The 24,009-nt window shown below is 36.6% G+C and carries 26 protein-coding genes and 1 pseudogene; 15 read left to right on the top strand and 12 right to left on the bottom strand.

The window, feature by feature from the left end:
• Positions 1 to 13: 13 nt before the first annotated feature.
• The 3 genes from KTJ72_RS01465 to KTJ72_RS01475 form a co-directional block, all read right to left on the bottom strand.
• On the bottom strand, positions 14 to 325 hold the full coding sequence (locus tag KTJ72_RS01465) for a hypothetical protein (RefSeq protein ID WP_217303956.1): 312 nt from the start codon (positions 323 to 325) through the stop codon (positions 14 to 16).
• Between the two features lie 490 nt (positions 326 to 815).
• Positions 816 to 1,133, bottom strand: coding sequence for a hypothetical protein (locus KTJ72_RS01470; RefSeq protein ID WP_217303957.1), 318 nt, complete (start codon positions 1,131 to 1,133; stop codon positions 816 to 818).
• A gap of 155 nt (positions 1,134 to 1,288) precedes the next feature.
• Positions 1,289 to 2,152, bottom strand: coding sequence for an N-acetylmuramoyl-L-alanine amidase family protein (locus KTJ72_RS01475; protein ID WP_217303958.1), 864 nt, complete (start codon positions 2,150 to 2,152; stop codon positions 1,289 to 1,291).
• A gap of 128 nt (positions 2,153 to 2,280) precedes the next feature.
• Here KTJ72_RS01475 and KTJ72_RS01480 point away from each other — a divergent pair, with 128 nt between their 5' ends.
• From KTJ72_RS01480 to lepA, 6 genes and pseudogenes are all read left to right on the top strand, one after another.
• A complete protein-coding gene (locus KTJ72_RS01480; protein ID WP_241772204.1) occupies positions 2,281 to 2,949 on the top strand; it encodes a metal ABC transporter ATP-binding protein in 669 nt (222 codons plus the stop codon).
• An 8-nt stretch (positions 2,950 to 2,957) separates the two neighbouring features.
• Positions 2,958 to 3,752: a metal ABC transporter permease gene (locus KTJ72_RS01485; protein WP_034534243.1), complete on the top strand. Its 795-nt coding sequence runs from the start codon at positions 2,958 to 2,960 to the stop codon at positions 3,750 to 3,752.
• A 76-nt stretch (positions 3,753 to 3,828) separates the two neighbouring features.
• Positions 3,829 to 4,530: a hypothetical protein gene (locus KTJ72_RS01490; RefSeq protein WP_217303959.1), complete on the top strand. Its 702-nt coding sequence runs from the start codon at positions 3,829 to 3,831 to the stop codon at positions 4,528 to 4,530.
• A 133-nt stretch (positions 4,531 to 4,663) separates the two neighbouring features.
• The gene (locus KTJ72_RS01495; protein WP_217303960.1) at positions 4,664 to 5,941 is read left to right on the top strand and encodes a GH25 family lysozyme; all 1,278 of its coding nucleotides are present in this window, start codon (positions 4,664 to 4,666) and stop codon (positions 5,939 to 5,941) included.
• Positions 5,942 to 6,044: 103 nt separating this feature from the next.
• The gene (locus KTJ72_RS01500; RefSeq protein ID WP_217303961.1) at positions 6,045 to 6,689 is read left to right on the top strand and encodes a TetR/AcrR family transcriptional regulator; all 645 of its coding nucleotides are present in this window, start codon (positions 6,045 to 6,047) and stop codon (positions 6,687 to 6,689) included.
• 13 nt (positions 6,690 to 6,702) lie between these two features.
• Positions 6,703 to 8,496, top strand: a pseudogene (gene lepA / locus KTJ72_RS01505) (translation elongation factor 4).
• Positions 8,497 to 8,544: 48 nt separating this feature from the next.
• On the opposite strand, the gene KTJ72_RS01510 reads toward lepA, so the two are convergent.
• The 3 genes from KTJ72_RS01510 to scrK form a co-directional block, all read right to left on the bottom strand.
• The gene (locus KTJ72_RS01510) at positions 8,545 to 8,937 is read right to left on the bottom strand and encodes a VOC family protein (protein WP_034532358.1); all 393 of its coding nucleotides are present in this window, start codon (positions 8,935 to 8,937) and stop codon (positions 8,545 to 8,547) included.
• Positions 8,938 to 8,955: 18 nt separating this feature from the next.
• Positions 8,956 to 9,957 carry a zinc-dependent alcohol dehydrogenase family protein gene (locus tag KTJ72_RS01515; protein ID WP_034532357.1) on the bottom strand — a complete coding sequence of 334 codons (1,002 nt, stop codon included), beginning with the start codon at positions 9,955 to 9,957 and terminating at the stop codon, positions 8,956 to 8,958.
• Positions 9,958 to 10,219: 262 nt separating this feature from the next.
• Positions 10,220 to 11,104: a fructokinase ScrK gene (gene scrK / locus KTJ72_RS01520; RefSeq protein WP_057198665.1), complete on the bottom strand. Its 885-nt coding sequence runs from the start codon at positions 11,102 to 11,104 to the stop codon at positions 10,220 to 10,222.
• Between the two features lie 251 nt (positions 11,105 to 11,355).
• Here scrK and KTJ72_RS01525 point away from each other — a divergent pair, with 251 nt between their 5' ends.
• From KTJ72_RS01525 to KTJ72_RS01540, 4 genes are all read left to right on the top strand, one after another.
• Positions 11,356 to 11,739, top strand: coding sequence for a fluoride efflux transporter FluC (locus tag KTJ72_RS01525; RefSeq protein ID WP_041153209.1), 384 nt, complete (start codon positions 11,356 to 11,358; stop codon positions 11,737 to 11,739).
• Complete coding sequence (locus KTJ72_RS01530; protein ID WP_217303962.1) at positions 11,736 to 12,086, top strand: fluoride efflux transporter FluC; 351 nt, start codon at positions 11,736 to 11,738, stop codon at positions 12,084 to 12,086. The genes KTJ72_RS01525 and KTJ72_RS01530 overlap by 4 nt, the downstream gene beginning before the upstream one ends.
• Before the next feature lie 188 nt (positions 12,087 to 12,274).
• On the top strand, positions 12,275 to 12,760 hold the full coding sequence (locus KTJ72_RS01535) for a hypothetical protein (protein ID WP_217303963.1): 486 nt from the start codon (positions 12,275 to 12,277) through the stop codon (positions 12,758 to 12,760).
• A gap of 58 nt (positions 12,761 to 12,818) precedes the next feature.
• A complete protein-coding gene (locus KTJ72_RS01540) occupies positions 12,819 to 13,487 on the top strand; it encodes a hypothetical protein (protein ID WP_217303964.1) in 669 nt (222 codons plus the stop codon).
• Positions 13,488 to 13,537: 50 nt separating this feature from the next.
• Here KTJ72_RS01540 and KTJ72_RS01545 read toward each other — a convergent pair whose 3' ends face one another.
• The gene (locus KTJ72_RS01545; RefSeq protein WP_053797063.1) at positions 13,538 to 14,848 is read right to left on the bottom strand and encodes an NCS2 family permease; all 1,311 of its coding nucleotides are present in this window, start codon (positions 14,846 to 14,848) and stop codon (positions 13,538 to 13,540) included.
• 176 nt (positions 14,849 to 15,024) lie between these two features.
• The gene (locus tag KTJ72_RS01550) at positions 15,025 to 15,957 is read right to left on the bottom strand and encodes an aldo/keto reductase (RefSeq protein ID WP_217303965.1); all 933 of its coding nucleotides are present in this window, start codon (positions 15,955 to 15,957) and stop codon (positions 15,025 to 15,027) included.
• Positions 15,958 to 16,092: 135 nt separating this feature from the next.
• On the opposite strand from KTJ72_RS01550, the gene KTJ72_RS01555 reads away from it, so the two are divergent.
• The 4 genes from KTJ72_RS01555 to KTJ72_RS01570 all read left to right on the top strand — a co-directional run bounded on the left by KTJ72_RS01555 (position 16,093) and on the right by KTJ72_RS01570 (position 20,139).
• The gene (locus KTJ72_RS01555) at positions 16,093 to 16,647 is read left to right on the top strand and encodes an SDR family oxidoreductase (protein ID WP_178391583.1); all 555 of its coding nucleotides are present in this window, start codon (positions 16,093 to 16,095) and stop codon (positions 16,645 to 16,647) included.
• A gap of 14 nt (positions 16,648 to 16,661) precedes the next feature.
• Positions 16,662 to 17,018 (top strand): hypothetical protein, encoded by a 357-nt coding sequence (locus KTJ72_RS01560; protein WP_053797060.1) that lies wholly within the window; start codon positions 16,662 to 16,664, stop codon positions 17,016 to 17,018.
• 195 nt (positions 17,019 to 17,213) lie between these two features.
• Positions 17,214 to 18,599 (top strand): amino acid permease, encoded by a 1,386-nt coding sequence (locus tag KTJ72_RS01565; RefSeq protein WP_057198641.1) that lies wholly within the window; start codon positions 17,214 to 17,216, stop codon positions 18,597 to 18,599.
• Between the two features lie 154 nt (positions 18,600 to 18,753).
• Entirely contained in the window at positions 18,754 to 20,139 is a 1,386-nt protein-coding gene (locus tag KTJ72_RS01570; protein ID WP_217303966.1) for an amino acid permease, read from the top strand.
• Positions 20,140 to 20,382: 243 nt separating this feature from the next.
• Here KTJ72_RS01570 and KTJ72_RS01575 read toward each other — a convergent pair whose 3' ends face one another.
• Positions 20,383 to 20,964 (bottom strand): hypothetical protein, encoded by a 582-nt coding sequence (locus KTJ72_RS01575; RefSeq protein WP_217303967.1) that lies wholly within the window; start codon positions 20,962 to 20,964, stop codon positions 20,383 to 20,385.
• 18 nt (positions 20,965 to 20,982) lie between these two features.
• A complete protein-coding gene (locus KTJ72_RS01580; protein ID WP_217303968.1) occupies positions 20,983 to 22,176 on the bottom strand; it encodes a PucR family transcriptional regulator in 1,194 nt (397 codons plus the stop codon).
• Positions 22,177 to 22,336: 160 nt separating this feature from the next.
• Here KTJ72_RS01580 and KTJ72_RS01585 point away from each other — a divergent pair, with 160 nt between their 5' ends.
• On the top strand, positions 22,337 to 22,687 hold the full coding sequence (locus KTJ72_RS01585) for a hypothetical protein (protein WP_217303969.1): 351 nt from the start codon (positions 22,337 to 22,339) through the stop codon (positions 22,685 to 22,687).
• A gap of 36 nt (positions 22,688 to 22,723) precedes the next feature.
• Here KTJ72_RS01585 and KTJ72_RS01590 read toward each other — a convergent pair whose 3' ends face one another.
• Positions 22,724 to 22,873: a hypothetical protein gene (locus KTJ72_RS01590; RefSeq protein ID WP_155443317.1), complete on the bottom strand. Its 150-nt coding sequence runs from the start codon at positions 22,871 to 22,873 to the stop codon at positions 22,724 to 22,726.
• 161 nt (positions 22,874 to 23,034) lie between these two features.
• A complete protein-coding gene (locus tag KTJ72_RS01595; protein WP_034532316.1) occupies positions 23,035 to 23,841 on the bottom strand; it encodes a manganese catalase in 807 nt (268 codons plus the stop codon).
• Positions 23,842 to 24,009: the final 168 nt, after the last annotated feature.

Genomic DNA, 24,009 nt, shown 5'->3' on the forward strand with positions numbered 1-24,009 from the left:
TGGGTCTCTTTTTTTATATTAATATAATAATTAAATCAATTATAGTTTTAGCAAGAAATATACCAACGAAAAATGCAACTTCAAATATTAATAAGTTTTTTTGATATTGCCAATCCGTTAGCGGATAAAATTTCTTGTTGGATTCGTAGAAAATGATTAATGACAATATAATCGCAATTACTCCAAATATGATTTCAAACAGATTTGCTCCTTCGGGATCCAATAATATATATTGAGTTAAATCACCCAGTACTAATAAACTGACCCCAGTTTCGAATCCAGTTAAAGCCATATTGACTAATTGAGACAAATGTTGCTTCTTCATTAAAAAATACTCCTATAAATTATTATTTTAGGTTATTGATAATTAGCGTCAGTATAACCTTACCCAGAGATCCACCAATTAGTATTGATACATCGTATACTGCAAAATGTAGCAAGTAACGAAAATTTGATCCTAAAGGATATACCATAATTATTCTCAGGAACATGTATATGATTAGAAGGCCAATCGAAACCATTAATATAATGGAAAGGCCAAAATATATATATGAAGATTTAATAAAATCAATTTGCCATGAATATAGAATTGTTAGTGCTAATTCCGCTGTAAACCCTAGGACAATTCCAATACTGGCTAATTTGATTAGTCTATTTTTTGTCTTATTATCCACTATATTTCCCCCATAATTAGAATAGTTAAGTAATATTCTAATTATAGTGTAGGAAAAACATCTTACTATGGAATCCGTTTAAACTTATATAAAATTTTAATATCATAGAAATAAATTAATAAAGTAGAACATTTTTAATCATTAATTGATAAACAATTGTAGGATGAACTTACCAAACATTCCACCCAAAATAACCATGACATCATAAAAGACAAATGATGTGAAGTAGCCTTTAATAGGCCACTTTTCGTCACTTTTTACGATACCAAGATAAGAAAAAAGAAAAACGACACCACAAATAGCAATTCCGCAGATGGAAAAGAAAACATCTATTGTTGATGAGCTAATTATTCTTGATGTCCAGTTATCAAAAATGGTTAAAAATACTTCTGCTAAAAATCCTAATGAGAGACCGACCAAAATGAGAAAGGAAAGTCGTAACTTAGTAGATTTTTTCATGATAGTATTTTTCCTCCATTGATGTTACTTAATATGTATTTTATAGCCTAAATGTATTATAACTAAAAAATATAAAAAAGTTATAAATGTTGTCTTATTAACGTTTTGAGCACAAAAAAGGCGTCTAAATTTAGACGCAATGTATAATTTTTCATCTAATTGAAGTACTTATCGAGTGATTTTGCGACATCTTTTGCGACGTGTTCTTGGTAAGTAGAACTTTGAATATATGGAAGATCGTGTGAGCTATCCATGAATCCCATTTCACACAAGATTGCCGGACGTTTGTTTTCACGTAAAACGTAGTAGTCACCAAATGAGACCCCACGATTTGAAACGGGGAGGTTGTCTAAACCGTCTGCGACTTGGTCAGCCACCTTGACCGCATTCTTGTGGTAGTTGTAGATCCCGTAACCGTTGGCTCTACCGTATCCGTTATCGGAATTGAAATGGAAACTAACGAAGAGGTCGGCGTGGTAATCACTGGCCATATCTGTTCGTTTTTTCAATGTCACGTAAGTATCAACGGTACGAGTCATCACGACATTGACATGGCGTCTTCTTAACTCGGCGGCCACTTTTTTAGCTGTTTGTAAGGTATACGTTTTTTCCATGTATTTTTGGTTGGCTGAAAGGGTCCCTGAATCGCCACCTCCGTGACCAGGATCAATAATGATTGTTTTTTGGGCTAACTTATCGCCGGTTTTGACGTCGTAATCATCGACGCCGACTAACCATGAAGGCACCCAACCCTTTTGACCGTTATATTTGGTGTACCACCAATTATTTTTGGACTTGATGATACTCAAATGACGACCATGTGGAATTGTTTCGACAACTTTTGATTCGTCATTGGGTTGTTCGCGTAGATATAAAGTAGTGGCATCAACCTTAGGTAATGATAAAAATCTGGCTAATTCGATTATTAAAATTACTAAGAGGATAAAAGTTACGACACCGCGGTAAATCAGCTTGTTGTTTTGTGTTTCCCTGAATCTAGTTATAAAACGATTAACCAAATTATCACCCCGATTGTATTATGTATGTTAAAATCAATTATATAACAAAAATTAATATATATCAGATGTTTGATTGTTTTCATAATCAGACTACAATGATATATAAATAATTGAGACAGTGAGGATTAATGATGAATACAGAATCCAATTTAATCTTATCAGTACGCGATTTAGACGTAGCTGTTAAGAACCGTAAATTAATTAACGATTTGTCTTTTGATATCTTCGCCAAGACCTTAACCTGCGTTACCGGTGAAAATGGTGTTGGGAAGACAACATTAATAAAGACTATTTTAAAACAATTTAATAAAAATGAACACGTTCAATCCAAAATCAAACGATCAGACATGCAATACATTCCTCAATTAAGAAATATTGATGATGACTATCCATTGACCGTCTTTGATTTTATCGGATTAGGTTTACAACATTCAATATTGCCATGGTTGAGCAAAAAAGAAAAACAAAGTGTCCAAAAAGTTATCGAAATGACCAAGTTACAAGATTTGGCCAACACACCTTTGGGTAGCTGTTCCGGTGGGGAACAACAACGTGTCTATCTAGCTCAAGCATTGGTATCTCAACCTAAGTTACTAATCTTGGATGAAAGTACCGCCAGTTTGGATAAAGAAGCCAAATTCATGCTATTAGACGTGGTTAAAAGCGTCATCGCTGAAACCGGAGCTTCCGTACTATTCATCACCCACGATCCGGTTTTAGTACAACAATATGGTGACTATGATTTAAATATTGCCAATCAATCCGGCACCATTAAACCAGTGAAGGAGGCCCAATAATGTTAGAAATGTTAAGTTATCCATTTATGCAATACGCCTTCGTCGCTAGTTTCTTCATCTCCATTCTATGTGGATTGATGGGGGTGTTCGTGGTTGCTAGAAAGACTGCTTTCTTCACCCACACACTTTCCGAAATTAGTTTCTCAGGTGCATCATTTGGTGTCTTCTTGGGAACCAATCCAATTTTAGGAATGCTATTATTCACCGTTTTAAGTTCATTGATGATTGGTACCGTTGGTTCAAGGGTGAGCCGTCGTGAATCATCAATCAGTGTCTTTTCGGTATTCTTTATCGGATTAGGAATTTTATTCCTATCGTTGGCCGATACTCAATCCAGTTATGCTACGAACATCTTATTTGGTAGTATCGTCGGAATTAGTTACAGCAATGTACAAACATTGGTAGGCTTAAGTATCGCCATCATTGTAATTACTACTTTGATTTACAGAAAACTAAAATACAACTCATTTGATAACGTTGGTGCTAGTTTTAACTCCCGTGCCAACACCTTAGTATCAGTGATTTTCTTGATTCTATTGGCATGTACTGTCAGCGTGACAGCTCAAATTGTCGGATCACTTCTAATCTTTGCTCTATTGACCATTCCAGCCTCATCAGCACGCTACTTCGTGCACAGTATCTGGTCAATGACCATTTTGACATTTGTCTTTTCTTTAATTGGGACTTGGTTTGGTCTATACTTAAGCTTTGTAACGAACCTACCAGTGAGTTTCTTTATCGCAACAATCGAAACAATCATTTATATTATTGCGGTAATCTATGATAAAGTAACAAGAATTTAATACAAACTTTATTAACGTAACACTGATGTTTTGTTATACTGTTCTCAAATAGTTTTTTAAGGAGATGTCCTACATTATGAAAGCATGGAAGAAAATTTTACCTGCAGTTGCAGTTTTAGGATTAGTTTTAACTGCTTGTGGACAAAAGAAAAGCGACAATAGTGATGCATCAAGTTCAACTTCAACTACTCAAACTAGCAAGATGAGCTCATCATCATCATCAAGCAATGACAAAATTGCAAACAAATTAGGAAATGAAAAGCTACCACAAAGCAATGGTTTGGATTCAAACCAAAGCGTAAATGCTAAGTTGGACGGAAACAAGACCAACTTTACAATTAGCTACTTAAACAATGGTTCAACATACGCTACCTACACTAAGCACACTTATGAAAGTGATTCATCTGCAATGCAACAAGTGGGCTACCAAGCTGCTGCAAACGTTGCTGGTCTACCATCAGTTAACTTAGGTTACAACGTTGTTGGTCACTCAGATAAGGGTGCCGGACAAGAATACATTCAAGCAAACTTTGGTAACTGGTCACTATTAACACACGGTAGTAACTTCGGTAAGTATAAGGGTGCCGCAACTACTAAGGGTAAGACCGTAGTAAGCTACATCCAAAACCACAACCTACCAGTTCCAGAAAGCAAGGGTAGCATTACCGCTGAAATTGACGGTTCAGCAACTATTACTTGGCAAATGGGTAATGACGTTTACTCAATTAAAGCTAACTCTCTAAACACAGCATTAGAAATGGTAACTTCACTTAAGTAAATGCATTAAAAAAAACCAGGTTATTTTGACCTGGTTTTATTGTGACAAAAAATATTCGAAATGAAGGTATTGGAAAATGTATGATTCTAAAAAAATAAAACATTTATTATTTTCCGCGGCGTTAGGATCAACAATGGCCTTATCTTTGAATGGTATCAAGTCTCACGCTGATACAACTCAATCATTTAAACCATACACACCAGTGGCCTATGATATTTCTGAATTTCAGGGGCAATTAAATGATCAACAAGTAATGAATTTAAAGAATGAAGTTAAATTCGTTGTTTTAAGAATTCAAGATGGTCAATATCATGATCAACAGGTAAATAATAATATCAGTTTGATGGACAAGTATGGGATTCCATACGGTGTATACAGCTATAGCCGTTACACTAATTCCGCTCAAGCTCAAGAAGAAGCACAACGTCTACATTCACTAGCACCAAACGCTAGATTCTATGTAAACGACTTTGAAACTGGTTTTACCAACACATCCGATCAAAATGCGGTCAGTTGGGCAAACGCGATGAAACAACTAACCAAACAACCGGTTATCTTGTACAGTTCACAATCAATCTTGGATCAATTCCAACAAAGTACTTTGAACGCATACAGTGCGGTTTGGTTGGCTAATTACACCAACTACACCCCAAATCCAAAGTACAACTATGATTTGTGGCAATACACTGACAAGTACCAAAGTAAGGCACTAGGTGAAGCTTTAGATGCCGACACTATTCCGGTTGGTGGTCGTAAGTTAGCATTCTGGACCACCGAAAAGACTGCTAACGGTCACAAGCGTACTGTTGCTAAGACAGGAACCGCTAGACACATTAAAAAGCATGCTACAGCCAATGTTTTACATAAGGCCGCTAAGACACAAGTGATTACTAAGACTACCTCTGCAAAGGCTAAAAAGGTCCAATACACACCACTTGTTAATAAAGTAAGTCATCACACCAAGAAGCATGTAAAACGTGCATATCGCATGAAAAAACAAGCTACAAAGAAGATTGCAACTGCTAACAATACTTACCAATATGCAAGTGCTACTACTAAAAAGGTGAGCCACAAGAAGGCTTACAAGAAGCACGCTAAAAAGCATAGTAAGTACACCTACAAGCTAAACCATGCTACAAAGAAACGTATTGCAAAAAAACATGCTAAGAAGTACAAGAAGCATACTAAGAAGAAATATACTTACAAGTTAGCTAAGAAGAAGACTCGTAAGCATGCTAAGTACAAATACGCAAAGAAGCTTACTTACAAGGTTAAGAAGAACCTAAAGCATAAAAAGCTACATCATTCTTATAAAACTAAGAAGCATAACAAGGCTAAAAGACACTACAAATACAGTGTGAAGAAGATTCATCATAAGCACACCAAGAAAATGGTTTACCGTGCAGCTTAAAATAAAAACGTCTGATTATTTCGATCAGGCGTTTTTTTGTTGTATTAATTTTCTTCTTCGTATACAATAATGACCAACGGTCAATTTAGAAGAGGAGCCAATCATGAATATTAAAACTGCTGATGAAAAGCAACAAAAACAAGCATTGATTGCAGAAACTGCACTCAAGATGTTTGAAGAAAATGATTTTTATGATATCTCCATCAACGCGATTGCGCAAAGAAGCCACGTCGCAAAGGGAACGGTCTTTAACTACTTCAAGACCAAGGAAAATATATTCATGCACCTACTTTTGGTGGGATATCAGGAATTCTTTTTACAAACACTAAACCAATTACAACAAGCCAAGTTAACAACCACAGATGAACTAAAATCGTTTTTACTAACTAACACCAAGGACTTAATTGAAAACCACCTAACATTAATTAAGTTAAACGCATTGCGTGGACCTGTTTTAGAGGGGAAAGCATCTAGAGAAGAGACGATTGAAGGTCGCAAGAAGTTATATGAAGTCCATGAACAACTAGCGCAATTCATTCATGATTCATTTCCATCAATCGACGTCAAAACTGCCAATAAAATCTTCATTATCCAAAGCAGCATTGCCAGTGGATTGATTAATTTATCGAATTTGGATTCGTTCAATCAAGAACCGATTCCGGGAAATATGGATGACTTCAAGGTTAGTATCCTAAACGACTCAATGGAAACTTTCGACTTTTATCTAACAGGGTTACTTGGCAAATAAAGGAGTAACTATGATGAAACAAGCAAATATTCGCAACTTCTCGATTGTTGCCCACATCGACCATGGAAAATCGACGTTGTCAGATCAAATCATGAAGATGACTGACACCTTTAGTTTCCGTGGCAATGAAGAACAGGTCTTAGACGACATGAAGGTCGAACAAGACCACGGGGTAACCGTTCGATCAAGAACCGTCCGTAATATTTATCGTGCCAATGACGGTCAAGAATACGAATTAAACTTAATTGATACACCGGGTCACGTCGACTTTAACTACGAGGTCGAAAAGAGTGTGTCAGCCAGTGACGGGGTCATCTTGTTGGTGGATGCAACCAAAGGAGTCCAAGCCCAAACGGTTGCCAACTACCGGATTGCTAAAAACAACAACCTAGTGATTATTCCAGTCATCAATAAGGTCGACAACCAAAGCGCCCAAGTCGATATGTGTGAACAACAACTTTACGAATTAGACGAATCATTTTTAGAACACGACATTATCCATATCTCAGCCAAAACCGGTTTGAATGTCAATCAAGTCCTAGAGGCAATCGTCAATCGCATTCCAAGCCCCAAGGGTGATGAAACTAAACCATTAAAGGTGATGATCTTTGATTCTCACTACGATTCATATCAAGGAGTCGTCGCATATGTGAAGGTTATTGATGGTGTGATTAAGGCCAACGATAAACTAATGTCGATGAACCAAAAGGTGAAGTTTGAAACCCCAGAAGTGGGAATTTTCAGCCCACAATTACTACCATTAAAGGAATTAAAGTCGGGTGACATTGGTTATGTCATTACCGGAATCAAGGACCCAGCAGATGTGCGAGTCGGGGACACCATCACCGGTCAAGCTCGTCAAACCAAGCAAGCGGTGGCTGGATATCAACCCGCTCACAGTGTTGTCTTTGCCGGAATTTATCCCAAGGATGCCGACTTTGATGATTTAAAGGTAGCGATGGAAAAGTTGAAACTAAACGATTCTTCGATTGAATTCGTTGAACACGTCTCAAATTCACTGGGCCCGGGTTATCGATGTGGCTTTTTGGGGATGTTTCATCTCCAAATCGTCCGTGAGCGCCTAATTAATGAGTTTGGGATGTCCGTGATTATCACGTCACCAAACGTTAACTATCGCTATACCACTAAGAATGACACGACACTAAAGACGATTAATAATCCGTCTGATTTACCGGACTTTTCGGTCTTAAAGACAATTGAAGAACCATTCAATAAGGTTGTCATTGAAACACCAAGTGAGACGGTTAACGACGTGATGACTCTATTAAGTAAGAGTCGTGGATTCCTATTGGACATGAATAACACTGATCAATTGGTGAAGATGACCTACAGTGTTCCGTTAGCCGAAATCGCGTTTAACTTCTTCAATCAGTTGAAGTCAATTACCCATGGTTTTGCGACTTATGATAGTCAATTCATGGAGTATGTCGAATCAGATATCGTTAAAATCACGATTGATGTTAACTATGCGCCAGTGGATGAACTAACATTTATCGTTCATCGCTTGAATGCCGAAAAATTGGCTCAATAAATCGTTCATAAATTAAAATATGTAATTCCCCGCAAACTATATCCAATGCCTGTACAGGGATATATTGAGGGAAGAGTGGTGTCCAGAGTTGATGTACCACCATTGAGAAAGAATGCGGCAGTTAGTGGCGACAAGAAGAGTGTTTCAAAGAAACAAGCGCTATTGCGTCGTCAAAGTTTGAACAAGTCAAAGAGTGCTAGCGAAGCCATTCAACTACCACAATCGGTATTCGATGCCATCTTAAATATTGAATAAAAAAAGCACCCAAGCATAAGCTTGGGTGCTTTTTATGATCGAAAGATATTATTTTACAATTTGGCAAAATTCGATCTTTTCGTGATTAGGACCTTGAATGTTGAAGAAACGGATTCCGTTGTCCCAGAAAGTTGGGATTGATTGGATTTCGTCATCTAAAACATCGAAGCCTTGTTCTTTAGCGGCTGCGAATGCTTTATCAACATCAGTACAGTTCATTGAAATATGGTTGATAGCACCATTTTCCATTGCAACTGGATCGCCTTCCCATGTTTCAACGGTTAGGTTACCGTATCTCATGAAGGCACAACGGTTTTCACCATTGTGGAATAAACCAGCTTGGTCAAAACCAAGTGATTTGTAGAATTCGATTGTTTTATCTAAGTCTTTTGATGGGATACCTACGTGTTGTAGACCATCAAAGTAATCGTTTAAAGCCATAATTTAAGCCTCCAAAAATTAGTCAGAAACTTTAACAACACATTTACCAGTTAGGTTTGAAGTACCGTTTAGGACACTTTCAACGTCTTCTAGTGAGATGATGTTGTCAATAATCTTTTCAACATTAACTTTACCACTTTGTAGTAGGGCAATAGCATCTTCGAATGAGTTAGGGTTGATGAATGCACCTTGGATAGTTAATTGTTTCTTGAATACTTCGTAAGTGTTCATGCTGAATTTTTGATCTGGAGCACCAACACCGAACATCAATACTTGAGCACCCTTAACAGTTGCTTCGATTGCTTGTTCTTGAGTAGCTGGTTGACCAACGGCTTCAATAACAACGTCATATTCGGCTGGAATTTCTTCCTTAGTAGTGTTGATAACACGGTCGATGTTTAGCTTTTCTTTTTCAGCAGCTAATTTGTCATCATGACGACCAGTTAAGTCAACTTCTTTAACACCGTATGAACGTAGTAATTGTGCAAAGATTAGACCCATGTAACCATCACCAATAACTAGAGCTTTTTGGTAAGGTTTGATGTTTAATAAGTCCATACCGTGAACGGCACATGAGATTGGTTCACAAGTAGCAGCTGACTTCAAGTCAACGTTGTCTGGTAACTTGTAAACAACTTGAGTTGGGGCAGTGAAGTATTCTTCTAGACCACCATTTCTAGTAACACCAACGGCTGATAGGTTGTCACATAGTTCTGGACGAGCTGTACGACAGTAGTCACATTTACCACAGTAGATGTTAGGGTCAACAGTTACACGGTCACCAACTTTAAGATCAGTAACGTCTGAACCTACAGCTGAGATAACACCTGAATTTTCGTGGCCTAATACGATTGGAGGAACAGCGTCAGCTGAACCTGGTAGACCATTGTATAGTGCGTAGTCAGTACCACAGATACCAGCGTATTTTGCGTTGATAACAACTTCGTTTGCCTTTGGTTCTGGCATTTCAGTGTTTTGGATTTCTAATTGTTTCTTGCCTGTTAAAACTAATGCTTTCATAATTCAAGATCCTTTCCAAATTGAATTTTAAGTATTATTTTTTTACGCAGTTGTGAATTAATTAAGACTTTCACAAACTTACAAGTATTATAATAACTCATTTTTAAAAAAATGAAAGTGTTTTGATGAAATTTAATTCTTAAGTTTATTTAAAAGGTACGAAAAAACGGCGTATAACGTTGATATAATAACGTTTTACACCGTGTAACTTTTTTTATAAAAATATTCGATCAATTCAATTTTAGATTGTGTAAAACTGAACTTATTTAACTTCGTGCTTAATCAAAGCATCTGCCAAAGCGAAGTTTCCGTAGGTTGCAGAGCCGTTTCCATCAAGGGTTGGAGTTGAAATGTATTCTTCTAGGTTCTTAATGTCAATATAGCCATTTAATAGCTTAGAAAATTCAAATCTAACCTTTTTGAGAAATTTTTCACTAACTACGCCACCACCAAAAATAATTTTGGCTGGTCTGAAGGTTAGTGTGGTTTGCAACGCAGCTTGTGCTACGTAGTAGGCCATGATGTCCCAAACGTGGTTAGTTTGCGCAACTTCTTGCCCCTTCATACCTAGACGAGCTTCGAATGTAGGTCCGCAGACTAATCCTTCAAGACAGTCCTTGTGGTATGGACAGATTCCATCGAAATCTAGATCGTCTTCGTGACGTTTTAATTTCACGTGACCCATTTCAGGATGGCCCATGTCTCCTACAAATTGTCCGTTAATGATGATTCCAGCACCGACACCGGTACCGATAGTGTAATAAACCAAAGAATCTAATCTGTGGCCACTATTTTTAAGGTTAACGTATTCTCCGAACACTGATCCGTTAACGTCAGTTGTCCAATACATTGGAATATCGAATTCCTCTTTAAATACTCCCAAAAAGTTTTCATTTGACCAACCAGGCTTGGGAGTTTCGGTAATATAACCGTACTTGGTGGAATCTTTTCTAATTTCAATTGGGCCGAATGATGAAATACTTAGTGCGGCTAAATCTTCAAATTGTTTGAAGAAGTCGATAGCCTTACTAAAAGTTTCAGCAGGGGTAGTGGTAGGAATTACCAAACTATCTAACACTTGGTAGTCAGTGTTACCCACAGCACAAACGAATTTTGTGCCTCCAGCCTCTATGCTTCCCAGTAACATAAAGTTATTGCTCCTTATTTATATCTTCTTATTCTTATCTATAAATCGGTTTTAAAATACTTTTAAAAATTTTTTATCTAAGATTTTAAGTTTTGTTTTTAATGTTTTTTAATTTTAGTTATCACTCTCTAATTATGATAAGTTTTCACAGACTAAATGTCAAAGTAAAAATGCTAATTGGTATAGTAAATAACGGACGTATGATAATATTTATTATTATGAATGTTTATAAATAGAAAGGGTAATTTTAGATGAGAAGAGTACTATACATATTCCTTCTAGCCTTTATTGGCGGTCTTTTGCGCGGTTACTTCACGCTTTTAGCTGGTGATGATCACTTTATCGCAACCATCATAATTAACTTAATTGGTGCGTTTGTCTTAGCGTTTATTACTGGTGCACTTCCATATTTAATTGAGATATCTAATGATTTAATGACTGGACTAAGCGTTGGCTTAGTTGGTGGGTTTACCACTTTTTCAACATTTTCATTCGACAGTATCAATTTATTTTTAAACCACAAAATTGGTATAGGTCTTTTATACGTATTAGTGAGTCTAATCGGAGGTTTAATATTAGCTCAGATTGGAACTAAATTAGGCCAAAGCTTTGAAAATAAGGAGGATCAACTATGATTGAGAGTGTTTTAATTGTTGGTTTGGGTGCCGCAGTTGGTTCTCTAATCCGTTATGGTGTCACCAATGGACTAAAGAAGATGTTCTCGAAAAACGCCTTTCCGGTAGCGACTTTCTTCATCAATATCACCGGATCGTTTCTGTTAGGATTGGTAAATGGCCAACTACCTAAGAATACTTTTATTCTAGCTTTTTCCATTGCAGTTCTTGGTGGATACACCACTTTTTCTACCTATATGAATGAAACGGTACAATTAGGTACCAAGAAAAAGGTCATGGCATATGCATACTACCTATTAAGTGCATTAATAGGGATTCTAGCAGCATTACTTGGCTATATGATTTAAATTTAATTTAAAAAAGAGACCACTTTGGTGGTCTCTTTTTTTATGTATTCATCTTTGAAACAAAAATGGATTTAGAAATTTTATCATCACAATATAAATTTAAAATAATAATTAGATTAATTATATAATAATGATATTATCGTTAGATAAAATTAATATTTCTAGATTAATTGCTAGGGGGCAATATTATGAAGATCAACAAATCAATTTTAACTGGAATGACTGCTTTGTCATTATTTGCTACAAGTGCAGCTGCTGCAACAAGCGCTGTTACTCCAGTCGTATCAAACGCGGCTGCTAAGAAATCTGAAGCTAAGAAATCTTATACCTATTACTTGATATTTAAAGTTGTAAGTAAAGGCCATGATACACATTATTTCAAGGAAATTGTAAAAACTGAAAAGATTACAAAGGAAAAAATGCAAAAGAAAGGTGATCGAGAAACAGTTTTTATTGGACCTCTTTCTTCAGGTAAAATGCTCTATTCTATTAAAAATGGAGATTTAGTATTTAAACTAAAAGGAAATCGTATTGTGCGTGTACAAAAAGGTACAACTGTTTACACAAGTAAGAAACATAAAGCAACTAAGGATTCTGATTTTACTCTTAAAGGAAGAATATTCCGAATCTCCAAGGCAGAATTCAACAAATTAAACAGGGAACAAACTAGATAATATGGGAATTTTCAGAGATATTTACAATAAGACATTTTCTAAAAATGGAGTTGATAATATGAGCAACTTAGACGTAATTAAAGAAATTCGAGCAAATCACTTAGATCAATATTCATCATGGGCACTTTACGATATCGACGATGCAAGACTTAAAGAATACTTAGATCAAGACAAGAAGATTCCAAATGAAAATTTAGCATTCCCAGCAAAATATCAAAACGATGAAGCATTAGCTAACAAAATTAATACAGACGCCATGTTTTACGGTTTAAACGTTGCTGCTAGAAACATCAAGACTGATTCTGGTGATTGGGAAAACTTCCATGATACTAGAGATAAATCAAAGGACTTGGGAATCTTATTTGACCTTTACAACACCAAGTTTAGAGGGGCATACATGTCTGATGTCTTCAAGGACTTACCAGAAACTGAATCAAAGAACGTTAAAGTAAGCCAATTGGTTAAAGACATGCAAGCAGATGGTGATAATGACGCTAAGAAGAGTTTGAGATTATTACAAAAAGAAATTGATATTATCAAACCAAAGATCATCGTCTTATACGGTGCACCTTCACAAGACGCCTTTGACAAGATGATTAAGGAAAACTTACTTAACTTACCTGAAGGTGTAAAGATTGTTGGTCGTCACCACTACTCAATGGGTGAAAAATACGATGAAAAAGCCACAAAACTAGTTAAAGAATCAAAAGAAATTTACGGTGAATAAAACTGCACAAAAAAAGAGACCTCCACAGAGGTCTCTTTTTATTTGTCTTATTATTCGTTTAATAGCCAGAAGAAGATGATGAAGATTACACCTAGCACATACATTAGTGGGTGAACTTCTTTTCCTCGTTTAGCAGCCAACATTGAGATTGGGTATACGATGAAACCTAAAGCAATACCATCTGAGATACTGTAAGTAAGTGGCATACCTAATACAATCAAGAATGATGGAGCAGCTAATTCGAACTTGTCCCAGTGAATATCACGTAGGGCGTTAGCCATTAGAATACCGATAACGATTAATGCAGGAGCAGTAACTTGATCGGTAATTACACCAAGTAGTGGTGAGAAGAATGTTCCTAGTAAGAAGAAGATACCAGTAACGATTACTGTGAAACCAGAACGACCACCAACGGCGATACCTGCTGATGATTCAACGAAGGCGCCCATTGGGGATGAACCTAGTAGAGAACCACCAACCATTGAAAGTGAGTCAGCACTTAGTGCACGACCAATACGTGGAATCTTGTTGTCTTTGATGAAACCAGCTTGTTTAGCTAAACCAACTAAAGTACCAGTAGTATCGAAGAAGGTAACTAATAGGAAGGTAAATACAACAATCCATAGTTGTAATGTGTTGATATCAGTAACGTGTGAAATTGCAGTTAAGAAGATTGGTTTGATACTTGGAACGCTTGAAACTACGTGAGTTGGTAAACCGATTAATCCGGTAACCATACCTAAGATAGTAGTAGCAACCATACTAATGAAAATAGCTGCAGGAACACGAGCACTCATTAATACAACGGTTAGGATTAAACCAAAGATGGTTAACCAAGTACTACCAACGTGAAGTGATCCAAGAGTTACTAGAGTTGATTTATCAGCAACAACTAGGCCACCTTGATTTAAACCAAGAAAGGCAATGAATAGACCAATACCACCGGCAATGGCACTCTTTAAATCAGCAGGAATTGCGTCGATGATTGTTTCTCTTAGCTTGAACGCTGTTAAAATCATGAAAATAATAGCTGCGATAAATGTACCAGCTAGCGCTGTTTGCCAAGGAACTTTCATACCCACACAGACTGAGTAGGCGAAGAAAGCATTAGTACCCAAACTGGTAGATAAAGCGATTGGGTAGTTAGCGATGATTCCCATTAAGAAACATCCAAGAGCAGTTGCAAGAGCAGTTGCAGTGAACATGGCACCCTTATCGATACCTGAAGCACTCATAACGTTTGGGTTTACGAATAGAATGTAAACCATTGAAACAAAGGTAGTTAAACCAGCGATGAATTCGGTACGATAGTTAGTACCTAGTTCATCAAAATGAAAGAAATTAGCAATTCCCTTTAACATGAAACATTCTCCTTTAATGTTCGTATTTATTAATATTATACGTATATATTACCATAATTAGAACATAAGTCCACTAAAAAGCGAACTATTTTAGACAAATTTAAACAAAAATTGACGTTTTATGATAAAAAAACTCCAATGTTGGAGCAAAATCCGAACATTGGAGTCGAAATCAATTAGATGTTTCTAAAGTCATTATCAATTTGTGCATATTCTTCGTCACTTAGTGAAACGTTCAATGCCTTTGCATTGCTTTGTACTTGTTCTGGACGCTTTGCACCTGGGATAACAACAGTAACGTCTGGGTTCTTGATGTACCATGCTAATACTAATTGAGCAGTGGTAATACCATGTTTATCAGCAAGTGGCTTTAGGTTGTTAACCTTTTCAACGATCTTTTCGAAACGTTCACCGGTGAAGTCAGGGTTTCCGTGTCTGATATCATTTTCAGGGAAGTCGACCACTTCTGAGTACTTACCAGTTAATAGACCAGATGCTAATGGGAAGAATGGTACGAATGAAATGTTGTTTTCACGTAAGTAATCGAACAATTCAGTTTCAGCATCACGGTGCAATAGACTGTATTGATCTTCAACAACATCAACTAAGCCGTCTTTGTTAGCTTCCTTGATTTGATCTAGTGAGAAGTTTGAAACACCGATTGCCTTAATCTTACCTTCTTGCTTCATTTCGTTTAATGCAGCAACCGCTTCATCTTTTGGAGTTTGGTCGTCTGGAAAGTGAATGTAGAAGATATCGATGTAGTCAGTTTGTAGACGCTTCAATGCATCATCTACTGATTTCTTTAAGAATTGTGGATTATTGTTAATTGTAACATCGCCGTCTGATGTGTCTTGAGCTGCCTTTGTAGCAATAACGAACTTGCTTCTGTCGTAGCCCTTAATGGCTTGACCGATTAGTTCTTCTGAATGACCCATACCGTATGCAAATGCAGTATCTAATAGGGTGATTCCAGAATCTAGACCGGTCTTTACGATTTGAATACCAGTTTCATCTTTTAAGTTTGGAAATAAGTTGTTACCACCAACCGCATTGGTTCCTAAACCAAGTGGGGTTGATTCTACGTTTGATTTACCAATTTTTACCATGTAAAAAGGCCTCCTCAAATTTTTTATACGTACAAATTAATTATGAACCCTAATCGCCGATTTTTAAACCATTTGGCGTTAACTTAACCATTAATTTTTGATAAAATAAATTTAATGAATGAAGGAGGGTTAACCATGAAGAAGGTTTTGATCATTGGTAATTTTCATCAATTAGGCCAGAAAGTTTATGATAAGTTATCAAATCAATATGAAGTAAACTTACTGGATGGCATTGATTTTGAGGATGTTAGTGCTTACGCCGACAACTTGGAAGGCGTAAACGTTATCTATACATTCTTGGGACCACATGATGTTGATTTACAAATCAGTGCAGTCATTCAAGCATTGGACCGCGTTAACCCACCACTTGAACAGTTTATTATGCTATCAACAGCAGGTATTGATAATGAATTAACCGAAGAAGTGACTTATCCAGATGTGGATAATATTAGGGAATACTTGAATCAACAAAGATACGCCGTTAAGCTGGTTGACGAATACGAAATTCCATACACCATCTTAAGACCAGTTAAAATTATTGATGATCTATCAGGTGAATTGGACATAATTGATGAAGGAATATCGATGCAATACGGCCACGTTTCTGCTGATAATGTTGCAAATACTGCTGCTAAAGTAGTAGAATATGGTCAATTTATTAATCAATCCATTGGACTGATTGAAAGATAAGCGAGGTGCTTAAAATGGCATTACAATTAACCAAAGAACAATTGAAAGAAATTAAACAACAACTAACTGATACTCAAAAGGAATCACACTTGGTAATCTTTAAGAGTGTTTCACCAAAGTCTGGCGGTGAAATCCATATGATCACTAACTATGGAACTTTTGAAACTCTTCAACAACAACGTCCTGAATTAAAAATGGAAATTGTTAGAGATATCGTTCCAGTTACCGATAGTTTGGCATACTGGGCAGTTGCACAAGATACTGCCAGTCATTTACAACCAAATGATCCAAAGGCTGCTGATGTTGCGCTACAAGTGGAACAATACACTAACGATGTGTTAGCGGATAACAAGTTGCCACAAAACAAATAAAAATGTTTCACATGAAACGAAGCCACACCAATAAATGGTGTGGCTTTTTTGTATGATTCTACAAGTCGTATGTATAAGGTTACAAATTTGCGTGGATTTGCTTATTAAATATTCGATAAATGCTAGTATTATCAACAATTATATGGGATAAAGTTAAATTATGAAAAATGGGAAAGCCATATTGGAGGCATTTATATGCATGAGAAAAACAAGAAAAACGCCGATGGAACGGTGCGTTCACTAAGTAATCGTCATGTTCAAATGATAGCGATTGGTGGAACCATCGGAACAGGACTATTTTTAGGGTCAGGTAGTACCATTTCAAAGACCGGTCCTTCCGTACTATTGGTATATCTAGTGATTGGTTGTCTATTCTTCTTGATGATGAGAGGAATTGGAGAAATGTTTTATTCTGATCCAAACCAACATACATTCGTTGCATTTATTACTAAATATCTAGGTCACACCGCCGGATACTTCACTGGATGGAGTTACTGGATTGGTTTGCTATTTGCCAGCATGGCCGAATTATCAGCAATTGCTACATATGTGAACTTTTGGTTCCCACACATTCCGGCATGGTTAATCGAAGTCGTCTTTTTAGCCGTCTTAGCGACATTGAATATCATTGCCGTTAAGGTATTCGGTGAAGCCGAATTCTGGTTTGCCATGATTAAGGTGATTGCCATTGTTGCGTTGATTGTGACCGGGATTTTCATGGCGTTCTTCCACGCCTCAACCCCAGTTGGTCATGCTTCATTTGGTAACATTTTTGACCACTTTACAATGTTCCCACACGGATTCTTTAACTTCTTCGCCGCATTCCCAATGGTATTCTTTGCCTTCCAAGGAATTGAATTCGTCAGCATCACGCTTGGTGAATCCAAAGATCCAAAGACTGTCGTTAAGAAGGCCGTTAATGAGACTCTATGGAGGATTTTGATTTTTTACATTGGAGCACTATCAGTAATTATGGTGGTAATTCCATGGACCAAACTATCTCCAACTAATAGTCCATTCGTGCAAGTCTTTTCAATTGCAGGGTTACCTGCAGCCGCTGCTGTTATTAACTTCGTGGTATTAACATCAGCTGCTTCTTCATTGAACAGTATCATCTTCTCAGCTGGTCGTCATTTGTACCAACTAGCTAAGGATACTCACACCGATGGATTCATTCATAAAAACCTAACTCACGTTTCTAAAAACGGAATTCCAATCGCAAGTATTGGTTTGACCGCTGCTTTAATTTTGATTAACCCAATCCTAACGGTTACTCATAGCGTTTCATTCATGTTCACCTTAGTTGCCGGTGCAACTAGTGACATGTGTATTATCGTTTACCTATTTACCATGTTTGCACATCGTAAATACAGAAAGTCAGCCGACTTCTTGGACCATGGATTCAAGATGCCGGCTTACCAATTTACCAGTCCACTAACCATTGCATTTTTCGTCTTCATTTTCGTTAGTTTGTTCTTCATTCCAGGGGACGAAGTCGGCGCAATTAGTGCAGTAATTTGGACAGTTGCATTCTATGCAGGTATCGGTATAAAGCGTCTTATTTCCCGTTCTAAAGCATAATTGAGTGCTTTTGTAGGATGATACAATCACCTTGTTAGGTATTCCAAAAATCTCCCAAGTCTATTGTCATCGCAAAAAATGATGATAGTATTTTCATCAATCCAAGTGAAATTGATAAACGAATAAATCAATTAACTTAAAAGGGGGAATCTTTATGCAAGAAAAGATAACGAAAAATGTGGATGGTACACTTCGCTCACTAAGCAACCGTCATGTTCAGATGATTGCAATTGGTGGAACCATCGGGACCGGGTTATTCTTAGGTTCCGGAAGTACCATTTCAAAGACTGGACCGTCAGTAATGATAGTCTACCTAGTATTAGGATGTTTCTTCTTTCTAATGATGAGAGCCATCGGTGAAATGTTTTACGCCGATCCATCTCAACACACTTTCGTATCATTTATCTCTAAATACCTCGGACCAACTGCTGGATACTTCACCGGTTGGAGCTACTGGTTAGGACTTTTGTTTGCCAGCATGGCTGAACTAACCGCCATTGCTACATACTTTGCCTTCTGGTTCCCACACATTCCATCGTGGATTGTCGAAGTTGCCTTCTTGGTGGTATTGGCAGGAATTAACTTAATTGCCGCAAAACTGTTTGGTGAAGCAGAGTTTTGGTTTGCAATGATCAAAATTGTGGCAATCGTGGCTTTAATCTTTACTGGTATTATCATGGTATTAGCGCACACACCAACACCTTTGGGACATGCATCAATTAGCAATATTACTAATCATTTTACTTTATTCCCACATGGTTCATTTAACTTCATCTCAGCTTTTCCAATGGTATTCTTCGCATTCCAAGGGATTGAATTCGTAAGTATTACCCTAGGTGAATCAAAGAACCCGCACAAAGTTGTTAAGAAGGCTGTTAACGAAACTCTATGGAGAATCATGATCTTCTACATTGGTGCACTTGCTGTTATCATGGCAGTTATTCCATGGACATCAATCACTCCAGATAAGAGTCCATTCGTTCAAGTATTTACACTTGCTGGACTACCTGCAGCCGCTGCTATTATTAATTTCGTTGTATTAACATCAGCTGCATCTTCTCTAAACAGTATTATCTTCTCTGCCGGACGTCACTTCTACCAACTAGCTACTGAAGGACGTAAGGAAGGGTTCATGAACAGACACTTCGGTAAGGTTTCTAAAAACGGAATCCCAAGTGCCGCAATTCTAATCTCGGCTGCTCTAATCTTCATTACTCCAATCATGAGTGTAAGTAACAGTATTAGTTCTGTATTTACAATCGTGGCTGGATCATCAAGTGACATGTACATCATTGTTTACCTACTAACAATGGTTGCTCACAGAAAGTACCGCGCATCAAACGACTTCCTAAGCGATGGGTTCAAGATGCCTGGATACGCAATTACTAGTCCTTTAACAATCCTATTCTTCTTCGTCATCTTCGCGAGTCTATTCTTTATCCCAGGTGACGTCGTTGGAGCAATTGGTGCAATTATTTGGTCAATCGTCTTCTGCGGATTGGTTTACTTAAAGGAAAGAAACTCAAAAGCATACGCCTAAATAAAAAAGGAGTTAGCTAAATTTAGCTAGCTCTTTTTTGACGTTTAATTTATAATCATTGATATCAAATAATAAACATAATCAATGGGGGAGTGCTTATTATGAGAGAAATTTATAAATACAGATATTGGTTTTTATTTACCGCTATTGTAATTATTGGCTTTTTAGCAGGTATTGCAGTCGGATTAAATGCCGTTAATGGATAAAATAAAAAAGAGTTAACCATTTTGGTTAGCTCTTTTTTTAGTGACTATTTAAATATTCTTCGTATAGTTTATTTTCCTTACTTACCAAGTCAAAAGCAGTTATAGTATCTAATTTTATTAAATTATTTTTTTCTTGTATTTCACTTTCAAAAGTTTGTTGATACCTTTCTTCATCTAAAACGATGTGATTCTTGTCATATGCGATTATGTTTCCTTTATGGAAGTTTTCATCAACACTTGTACAAAGTGATATAACTTTTCTTTTACTCAAGAAAGTATGAATAATATCATCCAGTTTTTTATTACGCATACTGCTCATTTCTTTTTTCAACTTAAAAGGATCGTATATATCATTCTTTTTATTGCTGTTGACGTAATGAGTAAAAACATTTGTATAATTGGTATTTGAAGATATTTTAGAAATATCGTTTTTTAGTAATAATGTATATGAATCTAAGAGTCCGGAATCATCTATTGTTTCAACCAATAGATAATTATCTTTTTCTGACACAATAATCCCCAGAATAAAATCTTCAAACTCAAAGTTATCTCTTGATTTTGAGTATATCTCTAAAACATCATTATTATCGATATACTTGTTTATATTGCTATCAATCAAATAAATTAGCTCCTTTATTTAGTGGTGAATTAAGTATAGTTTGGTAGCCATTCTGAGTTGTTCACTATCTGAAACATCGTTTAGGCTCATGTTAAGTAGTTTTTCTAACTTCTTTAATCTATAAACGGCGGTATTTCTATGAATAAATAAATCGTTGGCCGCCATTGAAATCGATTGATTATCGGCATAGTAGTAGGAAAGTAATTCGATTAGTTCATCTTTTTCGTCATCCTTTAAGTTTAAAACAGGTCCTAAGATGGCGTCGACAAACATGTCGGCTTCTTTCTTTGGTACTAGGCTCAAAATATCTTCAACTTGTTGCGGGATGAACTTATTTGGCTTCAATATGTTTTCGCGTTTAGCGACATCCAAGGCTTCATCGGCTTCACGAAGTAACTTCTTGAATTGAATCAGTGGTTTGGCATCGTCGGTGTATCCGATTTGCGTCTTTGATCCAACAAAGTTTTCGTGGATAAACTTACTTAGTTCGTTTAATAATGTCAATAAACTCTTTTTAGTTTCGACCAAAATGAATGGCTTGAAATGCCATGATATCAATATAATTGGAATTTGTAGTTTTTCAAAATACCAGTAGATATAGTCGTTAACACGGTGCATATCTTCTTGGTGGTGTCCGGTGTCGACGGAATTGATTTCATCGATTTCAAACGCCTTATACATTGAATTGGAGTCTAGTCCGTTTAGTTTTAAAGTATCTTCGAAAGCATTTTCCGGTAGATTTTGTGCCAAAATGGTGTCGAACAATTCGTTGCGACGTTGTCTAACTTGGTTCAAATTAATGCTGACCTGCATGCTTTCTAGACTTAGGAGGTTGACCATGTTTTCAATCAATAATTGGGAACTTAGGTCTTCTGGCATCTTCATTGAAAAAACCACAAATCTGCGGGTCAACTTGTCCATTGTCTTTAGCGGATAGATGCTGTACTTGTCTAAAAGGTTGACCGGTTCGGTTAGTTCGATAAGTTTTAAATCATGAATTACGGATTCAAAGAGGGATGCATCCATCTTTGCGTTTTCACTGTATGAACGAAGACGACCGAAAACATCCATAATATATGCGTCACAATTTATTAGTTTGGCAATATGGGTAAGAATTTCGTCATCGTCTTTGCTGGCTAATATGTATTTTGATATGTCTAAAGTATCGTTCATGATTTTCTTTAACTGTTTAGCTTCATTATTTGATGGCATGGACATTCCCCCTAATTTATGTTTTTATTGTGCCTAATATTACCACAATGAATTGGATTTTAAAAAAAAGGCACTCCATATTGATGTCATTTACATTGATGTGTGAAAGTGATACGGTTAAGTCTAACATTAATTTTGGATTAGAGAGGGGTTATATAAGATGAAAAAAGCAGTTCTCGTAATTGTGGCAGCGATTGTTGTCTTGGTAGTGGCAGTTCTTGCCTTTAACATTTATAAACAATCTGATTTCAGTGTGGAAAATGAATACTACGGCATCGTTCAAAACGATAAAAGTTTGAAGAAATATTGTAAGGAACCAGAGGTTATTAAGTTCATTCAAAAACATCGTAAAGAACATCCGGAATTTACTGATAACCAGGGGTCGGGAAACATTTTATACTACGTTGTTACATATAGAGACAAATCTTTATCAATCGGTGTTGACGGAAAAGTCGATAGTAGTGGAACTAAAATCACCAAAATTTTTAATGATAATGATTTAAGCAAATAAACAAAAAACACTCCTAAACAGGAGTGTCTTTTTGATCTATCTAATAAAGTTAACGATTGATTGAATAATGTGGGGAAGCTTCAAAAAGATGTTTGAAGGTTCGATATGTAATAGGGTTAAGTGAAAAGCAATTGAGTTAGAAATCATTTCGGCGATTCCATGAAGTAAAGCGAAAATAAATTGCACGACAAACACTCCTATAAATTTTATTAATCTAATTCTAATTCTATTGTGAAAAAATAACAAGTTAAGAAAATATAAAAAAACTCCAACCGAAGTTGGAGTTTTTGTTTGGATTAATAAGTTGAATTGTCGTATTTCGAAAATTGTAGGAGTAAGGGCAGAAATTAACCTTGGTCGTTGTGTAAACGAGGATCAGCTGGCTTAACTTCTGGAATACCACCCATAGCTTCTGGGTTTTCTTGGAAAGTGAACTTTTGACCGTCTTTAGCAACTTGGCCATCGAATGCACGTGAGCCGTCACCATCAGAGAAGTTCATTAGAACGTGAGCGTATTCGCTGTGTTCAATATCGTGCATGTTACCAGGAACGATAACACCATATTTTTCTTCTAGTTCTTCTTGAGCCTTCATGAATTGTAGTTGGTGTTGAGTTTCACGAGCTAATAGGAACTTCAACATGTCACGAACACCTTCGTCATCGGTCATGTCGTATAGACGACTAACTTGTAGACGAGCTTGTGATTCACGAACAACGTTGAAACGCATGTCAGCAACTAGGTTACCTGATGAAGTAACGTAACCAGCGTTCCATGCAGCACCGTTAGGGTTGTTTAGACCAGCATTTAGACCATGAACTAATGCATGTTCTGGGTCCATACCTGAAAGTAGGGCAGCCTTAGCTGGGTCATTCTTCATTTCTTCAGTAGTCATAGTAGTTGGTGCACCTTCTAATAGGTAACCAATCATAGTTGAAATCATTTCAACGTGACCAATTTCTTCAGTACCAGTGTCTAATAGTAAGTCTTTGTACTTTTCGTCACCAGTTGATGACCAACCTTGTGATAGGTATGACATCATACCAGTAGTTTCACCCCATTGACCACCTAGGGCTTCTTGTAGACGACGAGCCATAATTGGATCTGGACGATCTGGCTTAGCGTTGTATTGTAATTTACGAGTATGTCTGAACATAAACTGTACCTCTTTCTTTGATGCTCAAGGCGGTAGACGATTTTTAAAACCCAAGTTAGAGCTTTATCCCAATAAATAAAAATCGATCCTATATTACATCATAATTATTTTTTATTTGCCAAAATATCCATACGTTTTGTATTAATATTTTGTGTACGATTTAATATA

It is taken from the genome of Apilactobacillus waqarii, from assembly GCF_019061205.1.
In the GTDB taxonomy this organism is placed as follows: domain Bacteria; phylum Bacillota; class Bacilli; order Lactobacillales; family Lactobacillaceae; genus Apilactobacillus; species Apilactobacillus waqarii.

Excerpts from the sequence above, each read along its gene's own strand:
- scrK (WP_057198665.1), bottom strand. The coding sequence starts at position 11,104 with ATGTTACTGGGAAGCATAGAGGCTGGAGGCACAAAATTCGTTTGTGCT.
- KTJ72_RS01535 (WP_217303963.1), top strand. The coding sequence starts at position 12,275 with ATGAAGATCAACAAATCAATTTTAACTGGAATGACTGCTTTGTCATTA.
- KTJ72_RS01480 (WP_241772204.1), top strand. The coding sequence starts at position 2,281 with ATGATGAATACAGAATCCAATTTAATCTTATCAGTACGCGATTTAGAC.
- KTJ72_RS01570 (WP_217303966.1), top strand. The coding sequence starts at position 18,754 with ATGCAAGAAAAGATAACGAAAAATGTGGATGGTACACTTCGCTCACTA.
- KTJ72_RS01585 (WP_217303969.1), top strand. The coding sequence starts at position 22,337 with ATGAAAAAAGCAGTTCTCGTAATTGTGGCAGCGATTGTTGTCTTGGTA.
- KTJ72_RS01560 (WP_053797060.1), top strand. The coding sequence starts at position 16,662 with ATGGCATTACAATTAACCAAAGAACAATTGAAAGAAATTAAACAACAA.
- KTJ72_RS01515 (WP_034532357.1), bottom strand. The coding sequence starts at position 9,957 with ATGAAAGCATTAGTTTTAACAGGCAAGAAACAATTAGAAATCCAAAAC.
- KTJ72_RS01550 (WP_217303965.1), bottom strand. The coding sequence starts at position 15,957 with ATGGTAAAAATTGGTAAATCAAACGTAGAATCAACCCCACTTGGTTTA.
- KTJ72_RS01555 (WP_178391583.1), top strand. The coding sequence starts at position 16,093 with ATGAAGAAGGTTTTGATCATTGGTAATTTTCATCAATTAGGCCAGAAA.
- KTJ72_RS01500 (WP_217303961.1), top strand. The coding sequence starts at position 6,045 with ATGAATATTAAAACTGCTGATGAAAAGCAACAAAAACAAGCATTGATT.
- KTJ72_RS01495 (WP_217303960.1), top strand. The coding sequence starts at position 4,664 with ATGGCCTTATCTTTGAATGGTATCAAGTCTCACGCTGATACAACTCAA.
- KTJ72_RS01595 (WP_034532316.1), bottom strand. The coding sequence starts at position 23,841 with ATGTTCAGACATACTCGTAAATTACAATACAACGCTAAGCCAGATCGT.
- KTJ72_RS01530 (WP_217303962.1), top strand. The coding sequence starts at position 11,736 with ATGATTGAGAGTGTTTTAATTGTTGGTTTGGGTGCCGCAGTTGGTTCT.
- KTJ72_RS01540 (WP_217303964.1), top strand. The coding sequence starts at position 12,819 with ATGAGCAACTTAGACGTAATTAAAGAAATTCGAGCAAATCACTTAGAT.
- KTJ72_RS01490 (WP_217303959.1), top strand. The coding sequence starts at position 3,829 with ATGAAAGCATGGAAGAAAATTTTACCTGCAGTTGCAGTTTTAGGATTA.
- KTJ72_RS01470 (WP_217303957.1), bottom strand. The coding sequence starts at position 1,133 with ATGAAAAAATCTACTAAGTTACGACTTTCCTTTCTCATTTTGGTCGGT.
- KTJ72_RS01485 (WP_034534243.1), top strand. The coding sequence starts at position 2,958 with ATGTTAAGTTATCCATTTATGCAATACGCCTTCGTCGCTAGTTTCTTC.
- KTJ72_RS01510 (WP_034532358.1), bottom strand. The coding sequence starts at position 8,937 with ATGGCTTTAAACGATTACTTTGATGGTCTACAACACGTAGGTATCCCA.
- KTJ72_RS01525 (WP_041153209.1), top strand. The coding sequence starts at position 11,356 with ATGAGAAGAGTACTATACATATTCCTTCTAGCCTTTATTGGCGGTCTT.
- KTJ72_RS01565 (WP_057198641.1), top strand. The coding sequence starts at position 17,214 with ATGCATGAGAAAAACAAGAAAAACGCCGATGGAACGGTGCGTTCACTA.
- KTJ72_RS01545 (WP_053797063.1), bottom strand. The coding sequence starts at position 14,848 with ATGTTAAAGGGAATTGCTAATTTCTTTCATTTTGATGAACTAGGTACT.
- KTJ72_RS01580 (WP_217303968.1), bottom strand. The coding sequence starts at position 22,176 with ATGCCATCAAATAATGAAGCTAAACAGTTAAAGAAAATCATGAACGAT.
- KTJ72_RS01465 (WP_217303956.1), bottom strand. The coding sequence starts at position 325 with ATGAAGAAGCAACATTTGTCTCAATTAGTCAATATGGCTTTAACTGGA.